The 7021-nt window shown below is 60.2% G+C and carries 6 protein-coding genes and 1 rRNA gene; 2 read left to right on the top strand and 5 right to left on the bottom strand.

Going from position 1 to position 7021, the window contains the following annotated elements; translation table 11 throughout:
* The 4 genes from MM194_RS03975 to clcA all read right to left on the bottom strand — a co-directional run.
* A 16S ribosomal RNA gene (locus MM194_RS03975) occupies window positions 1–120 on the bottom strand; the annotation flags it as partial.
* A 528-nt stretch (window positions 121–648) separates the two neighbouring features.
* A complete protein-coding gene (erpA, locus tag MM194_RS03970) occupies window positions 649–999 on the bottom strand; it encodes an iron-sulfur cluster insertion protein ErpA (protein ID WP_042643504.1) in 351 nt (116 codons plus the stop codon).
* Window positions 1000–1088: 89 nt separating this feature from the next.
* Window positions 1089–1781 carry a DUF6776 family protein gene (locus tag MM194_RS03965; RefSeq protein WP_033128773.1) on the bottom strand — a complete coding sequence of 231 codons (693 nt, stop codon included), beginning with the start codon at window positions 1779–1781 and terminating at the stop codon, window positions 1089–1091.
* 87 nt (window positions 1782–1868) lie between these two features.
* Window positions 1869–3263, bottom strand: coding sequence for a H(+)/Cl(-) exchange transporter ClcA (clcA, locus tag MM194_RS03960; RefSeq protein WP_033128774.1), 1395 nt, complete (start codon window positions 3261–3263; stop codon window positions 1869–1871).
* 220 nt (window positions 3264–3483) lie between these two features.
* Here clcA and hemL point away from each other — a divergent pair, with 220 nt between their 5' ends.
* Both hemL and MM194_RS03950 read left to right on the top strand, forming a co-directional pair.
* Window positions 3484–4770 (top strand): glutamate-1-semialdehyde 2,1-aminomutase, encoded by a 1287-nt coding sequence (gene hemL, locus MM194_RS03955; protein WP_241342729.1) that lies wholly within the window; start codon window positions 3484–3486, stop codon window positions 4768–4770.
* Window positions 4771–4978: 208 nt separating this feature from the next.
* The gene (locus tag MM194_RS03950; RefSeq protein WP_033128954.1) at window positions 4979–5788 is read left to right on the top strand and encodes a hypothetical protein; all 810 of its coding nucleotides are present in this window, start codon (window positions 4979–4981) and stop codon (window positions 5786–5788) included.
* Window positions 5789–5923: 135 nt separating this feature from the next.
* On the opposite strand, the gene MM194_RS03945 is transcribed toward MM194_RS03950, so the two are convergent.
* Window positions 5924–6826 (bottom strand): sulfite exporter TauE/SafE family protein, encoded by a 903-nt coding sequence (locus MM194_RS03945; RefSeq protein ID WP_033128775.1) that lies wholly within the window; start codon window positions 6824–6826, stop codon window positions 5924–5926.
* Window positions 6827–7021 lie beyond the last annotated feature (195 nt).

The raw sequence follows: 7021 nt of genomic DNA, 5'->3' as shown, positions 1-7021 counted from the left end.
ACTCACCCGTCCGCCGCTCGCCGGCAAAAGTAGCAAGCTACTTTCCCGCTGCCGCTCGACTTGCATGTGTTAGGCCTGCCGCCAGCGTTCAATCTGAGCCATGATCAAACTCTTCAATTTAAGTTTGGTTTGCGTTCATCTGTTACCGGAGTAGCAGACTTCAGCGGCTCAATGAATTGCTGAAATAAACTGTTCGGCTTGTTATTGCTAACAAGTCGTTTTGGTCACTTCACCAGACATTGAAAATCAAAAATTAATTTTGATGGTCGATGTTGTGAGTGCCCACACAGATTGCTTGATTCAAATTGTTAAAGAGCAGGGTTTAAAATTATAAACCTCATTGGATTGCTTTGCAAGCCAGACCAGACGCGCACTGCGCCGTGCTGATGGGGTCGCATTATAGGGGCCTGATTCTTTCTGACAAGCAAAAACTATGTGTTTTTTTGAGAAAGCCGTTCAAGTGTTTAATCAACAACCAGATAGTACAATAGTGCAGCACTCAGGGACTCATAGTGGGTAAGTTCTGCACTGAATTGAGCAACGGCGTCGGGGCAACGCTCTGCAACTGGTGCACATATATAGGGGAGATAGGACTGTTCAATAGAAAAGGGCCCCGATGGGCCCTTTTAATCTCATTGCAGCTATCGATCAGATGGAGAAGCTGGAGCCACAACCACAGGTCGTAGTGGCATTGGGATTGGTCACGATGAAGCGAGAGCCTTCCAGCCCTTCGGTGTAGTCCACACTGCCGCCGACCAAGTATTGCAGACTCATGGGATCGATCACCATGGTCACCCCGCTCTTCTCGACAATGGTGTCCCCCTCGTTGATCTTCTCGTCAAAGGTGAAGCCATACTGGAAACCGGAGCAGCCCCCCCCAGTGATATAGACCCGCAGCTTGAGCTCGGTATTTTCTTCTTCGGTAATCAAGGTCTTTACCTTGTTAGCCGCCGCATCCGTCATCTGGATTGGCAACGGGGCTTCTGCTACTGCACTCATTACTGACCTCACAACCGTTAAATCCACAAACATGGAAACTGTGAAATTATCCAATACCCGACCATTTAGTTCAAGTATTCACCGCTCTGTTACTGTGCCGCAGGCAGTGGGGCGGGTTGCGTCACCAGAGGCTTGAGCACCTCGCTCCACTCAGCCAGCAACTCCTGGGCGGGTTGGCGACCCTCTTTGGCAATGGTGACACTCACCCGATCCGGGATAAAACCTGCCGGCAATTGCCAGTTCCCTTCCAACAACTGGAAGTAGCGCAGCGCATAGCGCCCCTCCCCTACCTTCATGCCGAGATCCCGACCGCTGAGGGTCTTGGGCTTGTCAGCCAGGCTGCCCTCCACCTTTATCTGTATCTGACCACGGAACAGCTCACGCTTCTTGGCGGGCTGGGTCAGGGCCAGACGATAGTGGTAACGGCCGGGTACGCTGGTCTCTTGCAGGGTGAGATTATCGATCACCACCCCCACTTGCTCACCCGTGGGCCTCATGATCCGCTCGAAGAAGGCCAACTGGCGCTTCTGCTCCTGTACCTGCGCCTCCTGATCCTTGAGGGTCTGCTGCAACTGTTCGAAGGCCGCCTTCTGGGTCGCCAGCAAGGTATCCTTTACCCCCAGATCGGTCTTGAGCAGGCCGATCGCCTTGCTCTGACGCTCCAGGGTCTCCTGCTGCACTGTCAGCAAACTGCTCTGAGCCAGATCCTGTCGATTACCGACGAAATAACCGATGATCACCCCCACCATCAGCACCACCAATACCTTCACGATTCGGGACATAGGGCCTCTTTATATGACTCCGTCGCACACGGCCACTCTCCCTTCACTATACGCGACATCCTCTGATTGATGCGGATAAACAAGGAGTTAACCGGCCGTCACGCTGCTTTCTCCCCGTTTTTGACGCGCCGCCAGCCGTAAAGTTCGCTCCAGGATCTGGGAATAGATGGGACGCCCCCCCAGCCATTGCGCCACCAGGGTCGCCCCTATAGTGGTGATCATCATGGGCAGGATCAGCTGATAGTTATCCGTCATCTCGGTCACCAGCACTATGCCGGTGATGGGAGCCCGTACCGTGGCGGCAAACAGTGCCCCCATGCCAGCGATGGCGAAGGCGCCCGGCTCGATGCCAAGTTCGGGGAAGGCCGTATGAAACAGATGGCCGAATACCACACCGAACAGGGTGCCAAGCGCCAGGGTCGGGGCAAAGACCCCGCCCGGCGCCCCTGAGCAGAAGCAGATCAGGGTTGCAATCAGCCGTACAGAGAAGAGGAGGAACAGGGTCGCCAGCGCATACTCATTGCCCAGCAGATGCGGAATGAGCTCGGTACCGCCGCCGGTGACCGAGGGGACAAACAGCGACAGCACGCCGAAGATGCCCGCCACCAGCATGCCGATGGCGACGAAACGGTGCCGCTTGTTCTGGTGCAAGGCCAGATAGCCGTCCTGACAGGCGAGCACCAGCTTGTTGAAGACGAAGCCCAACACGCCAAAACAGCCCCCCATGAAGAGAAACAGCCAGAGTGCCTTCAGGGCGGGGGCATCGTAATGAGGGAGGCTTATCACCGGCCCCTGCCCCCTCATGTTTTGCAGCATCAGGGTCGCCATGACGGCGGAGATCCCCACCGCCTTGATGGCGAGGAAGGAGTAACGGAACTGCGGCCGCATCTCCTCCATCACGAACAGGATCCCCGCCAAGGGGGCGTTGAAGGCGGCGGCCAGGCCACCCGCGGCGCCGGCGGCCAGCAGGGCATGGCCATGCTCCTTGGGCAGCCGGAAGATATCGGCCACCATCTTGCCGAGATTGCCGCCGATCTGCACCGAGGGCCCCTCCCGTCCCAGCACCATGCCCGAACTCAGGGTGCAGATGCCGCCGAAGAACTTGACCGGCAGCACCCGCCACCAGCGCACCGGCCGCAGATCGTCCATGGCCCCCTCGATCTCGGGAATGCCGGATCCCCCCGCCTCGGGGGCGAAGGTGTGGGTGAGGAAATAACCGACCAGGCCCAGCAGGGCGCTGAACCCGAAGCCCAGCAGACCGAGTTGCCACCAGGGGCGATCCGCCAGCAGCGCTAGCCGCAGCTCCCCCAGCCAGCGTACCGAGAATTCGAACAGTCCACATACCAGTCCGGCCAGGATGCCGACCAGGGCCGCCAGCAGCAACACCAGCAATGGCATCTTGTCCTGCTGAATGAGGCGAAAAAAGACGGGTCTGCGGTGTGGCGCAGCCGGTTCAGAAGAGAAGAGAGATTCTTGCACCATGGGATACCATATTCATCTAACCAGGATCGGAAACACCCTGCCTCGGCTCGGCTGCCCAGCACAGAGCCTTTCTGCTATAGTCGGCCCGTTTCATGTGCCACGGAGCAGGCCAGGGCCCGGGTAACGAGAGCGCAAAGCATACTCCACCCCCTCCTGGCTGCCGAGCCTCATTCGGCCATCTTCCCGGGTACGACAACCAAAATCCCACTAAGGATGATCCATGTCAAAATCAGATCAGCTGTTTGAACAGGCCCGCCAGACCATACCGGGTGGCGTCAACTCCCCGGTCCGCGCCTTCAACGGGGTCGGTGGCACGCCCCGCTTCATCGATCACGCCGACGGTGCCTATCTCTATGATGTGGATGGTCAGGCCTATGTGGACTACATCGGTTCCTGGGGCCCCATGCTGCTCGGCCACAATCACCCCGCCATCAAGGCCGCCGTCATCCAGGCGGTGGAGAAGGGGCTGAGCTTCGGCGCGCCGACCGAGATCGAAGTGCTGATGGCCGAGAAGGTGCGCCAGATAGTCCCCTCCATGGAACAGGTGCGTATGGTCAACTCCGGCACCGAAGCCACCATGAGCGCCATCCGCCTCGCCCGCGGCTACACCGGCCGCGACAAGATCGTCAAATTCGAGGGTTGCTACCACGGCCACGCCGACTCCCTGCTGGTGAAGGCCGGCTCCGGCGCCCTGACCCTGGGCCAGCCCAACAGCCCGGGCGTACCGGCCGACTTTGCCAAACACACTCTCACCTGTGTGTTCAACGATCTGGACTCGGTGCGCGAAGCCTTCACCCAGTACGGCAGCGAGATCGCCTGCATCATAGTCGAGCCGGTGGCGGGCAACATGAACTGCATCCCGCCGGTCCCCGGCTTCCTGGAAGGACTGCGCGCCATCTGTGACGAGTTTGGCGCCCTGCTGATCCTGGACGAAGTCATGACCGGCTTCCGGGTCTCCCTGCGCGGCGCCCAGGGCCACTACAACATAGATCCCGACCTCACCACCCTCGGCAAGATCATCGGGGCCGGCATGCCGGTGGGCGCCTTCGGCGGCAAGAAGAAGGTGATGCAATACATAGCCCCGACCGGCCCCGTCTATCAGGCGGGCACCCTCTCCGGCAACCCGGTGGCCATGGCTGCCGGCCTCGCCATGCTGGACCTGCTGCAAGCGCCTGGCCTCTATGAGCAACTGAGCGCCAAGACCACCCAAGTGGCCGAGGGGCTGAAGGCCGCCGCTGCCAAACACGGCATCCCGCTCGCCATCACCCATGTGGGCGGCATGTTCGGCTTCTTCTTCACCGACGAAGCCGAGATCACCCGCTATGAGCAGGTGACCCGCTGCGACATGGAACGCTTCAAGCGCTTCTACCATCTGATGCTGGAAGAGGGTGTCTATCTGGCGCCGAGCGCCTACGAGGCGGGCTTCCTGTCACTGGCCCACGGCGACAAGGAGATTGAACACACCCTGGCCGCCGCCGAGCGCAGCTTCGCCAAACTGGCGGGCTGAGCCCTGCCGGTATGAACCAAGGGCCCGTGAAGGGCCCTTTTTTGTTGCCTCTGTCGTCTCGCCGTGCCAGAGCCCCCTTCTGGTGCAGACCCCTCTCTTCTCGCCGATGTTTGCCACTAGCTGGTGCATCCACCACCACATTGGCTGTCATAAAGCGGGCCCACTATTTGCACGAGTTCATGCAGGAGCCCACTTGACCGAGGTGTGTATGGCAGAGATGAGCCCTATCGATGTGCTGCGGCGCTATCAGGAGTACGAGACCGAGCTGAGCCCCCTGCTGCTGGGGCTGCTCAGCCTGCCCCCGGAGGCCCTCAAGGGTTATCCCTTCGTGCAGAGCATAGGCCAGAGCCAGGCAAGCCCCGGCATACTGGCACCCATCCCCGCCCCGCAGGGGCAGCTTCGACTGGTGGTGCAGGGCCATGGCCGCGAGCTCGGTATCAATCTGCATCAGCTGATCGCCTGGTTGATGGGGGACAGGGAGCGGCGCCGTGCCATCCCCTGGTTCAGGGCAGTGTATGTGATCCTGAGTCTGGCGCTGTTTCTCATTGTCGCGACCCTGATCTGGCATGGGCTGGAGCAGATCTATTTGCTGCTGTGCGGCACCCAGCAGAACAAGCTCGGCGCCTTCAGCGCCATCATCTTCCTGACCCTGGCGCTGGCGGTGTTCGATCTGGGCAAGACCATTCTGGAGGAGGAGGTGCTGCTGCATAAGGACATCTTCCGCCACAGCGCCATTCGCCGCACCATCACCCGCTTCATCGCCGCCATCCTGATCGCGGTTTCCATCGAGGGCTTGTTGCTGCTGTTCAAGGGATCCCTCGGCCAGATCGAGCTGCTCTGGCCTGCGGTGGGGGTGATGGGCTGCGCCGTGGGGCTGCTGCTGGCGCTTGGGCTCTATGTCTTCCTTGGGGCCAAGGCCGAGGCGGCATTGGTCGCCTCCAGCCAGCGTCCCCCGCCGAGTACGGGTCAAATGAAGACGGGGACACTCGCCAGACGCGGGATCCGGCGATCCAAATGACAGGCCCAGCCGCTATCCGCCTGATGGGCCTTGTGACGCTATCGGGTAGCAGCGAGCCAGCCACTTCAGCATCTGCATGTCGGTGGACTACACCGGAACATGACCGCCAGAACCGTCCTGCCTGGTTGGTAGCAGCTAGCCGGTGGCACCCGCCAGTTGGGGCTGAGGTTGATGGCGCGCCGCCTTCCAGGAGGCATACATGGTCCAGGAGGTGTAGATGACGATGAAGGCCACCAGCCATTTCAGCATCTGCATGTCCATGGATTGCACCAGCATGGCCGCCAGCACCACCCCGATCGGGCCGAAGATGGCCACCGCCAGCACCGCCTTGGCATCGAAGGCTCCCTTGCGGATGAAGGTGCCCGCCGAGAAGACGCTGAGCACGGCGGTGGAGCCCATCATGATGGGGAAGGCCGCCAGCGGGTTCATTCCCAGCAGGTAGACCAGGGTCATGCAAGGGGCGAACAGGCCGATGCCGACATTCATCAGCACGCCGAAGATGAAGTTGCCGAGCAGCGCTATCCCCAACTTGTAACCGGTCAGCCCCATGGCCGCGCCCCCCAGGGGGAACAGGCCCAGCAACCCGGCGAAGATCAGCCCCGCCACCACCAGCAGGGAAACCGCCATCACCAGCCGGATGGTCTGCCTGTCGAAGGAGGCGACGTGACGAGCACCCCAGGCGGCCCCCGCCGCCGCCGCCGCCATCATGCCGATGAGGGTGACAGGATCCACCTTGACTGCGCCGACGAAGATGAGGGACTGGACCACGGTCGGCAACACGCACTGGCCGTTGAGGGTACCGGGCAACAGCCGGTCATCGATGAGCTTGAACTGCTTGTAGCAGGCTGTCTTCACCGCGAAGCTGCCGACCCCCAGGGTGTCGAGAAAGTTGGCGACAAACCCGATGCCCGCCACCGGCCAGAACGGCGTGGACTCAAGTTCGCCCTGACGCCGTTTGTGCCACCAGGCACGGACCAACATGAAGATGAAAACCAGGGCACAGCCAATAAACAACAGGCGTAAAAAAGTAATGAGCATACGAAGTCCTCCAGCGACGGGCGGCGATTCTAAGGCAGCAAGAATAAAAAATCTTGGTCAGGATCAACCCTTCAGCCAATGCAAACGATTAACTGGAGGATCTCTCGACAAGCACGCCCGAACGACTCTGCTAATACTTGTCTATGAGGGCGCAAGCCCGGGTTCATCGGTCGTAATCATGGTCATTTCGCGACG

The organism is Aeromonas sp. MR16 (assembly GCF_022549315.1).
Taxonomy (GTDB): Bacteria; Pseudomonadota; Gammaproteobacteria; order Enterobacterales; family Aeromonadaceae; genus Aeromonas; species Aeromonas aquatica.
Note: the sequence above shows the minus strand (reverse complement) of the source record. Positions and strands in the feature narration are given on the sequence as shown.

Bases quoted from the DNA above. Each gene is read 5' to 3' on its own strand.
- MM194_RS03965 (WP_033128773.1), bottom strand. From the start codon at position 1,781: ATGTCCCGAATCGTGAAGGTATTGGTGGTGCTGATGGTGGGGGTGATC.
- clcA (WP_033128774.1), bottom strand. From the start codon at position 3,263: ATGGTGCAAGAATCTCTCTTCTCTTCTGAACCGGCTGCGCCACACCGC.
- erpA (WP_042643504.1), bottom strand. From the start codon at position 999: ATGAGTGCAGTAGCAGAAGCCCCGTTGCCAATCCAGATGACGGATGCG.
- MM194_RS03950 (WP_033128954.1), top strand. From the start codon at position 4,979: ATGGCAGAGATGAGCCCTATCGATGTGCTGCGGCGCTATCAGGAGTAC.
- hemL (WP_241342729.1), top strand. From the start codon at position 3,484: ATGTCAAAATCAGATCAGCTGTTTGAACAGGCCCGCCAGACCATACCG.
- MM194_RS03945 (WP_033128775.1), bottom strand. From the start codon at position 6,826: ATGCTCATTACTTTTTTACGCCTGTTGTTTATTGGCTGTGCCCTGGTT.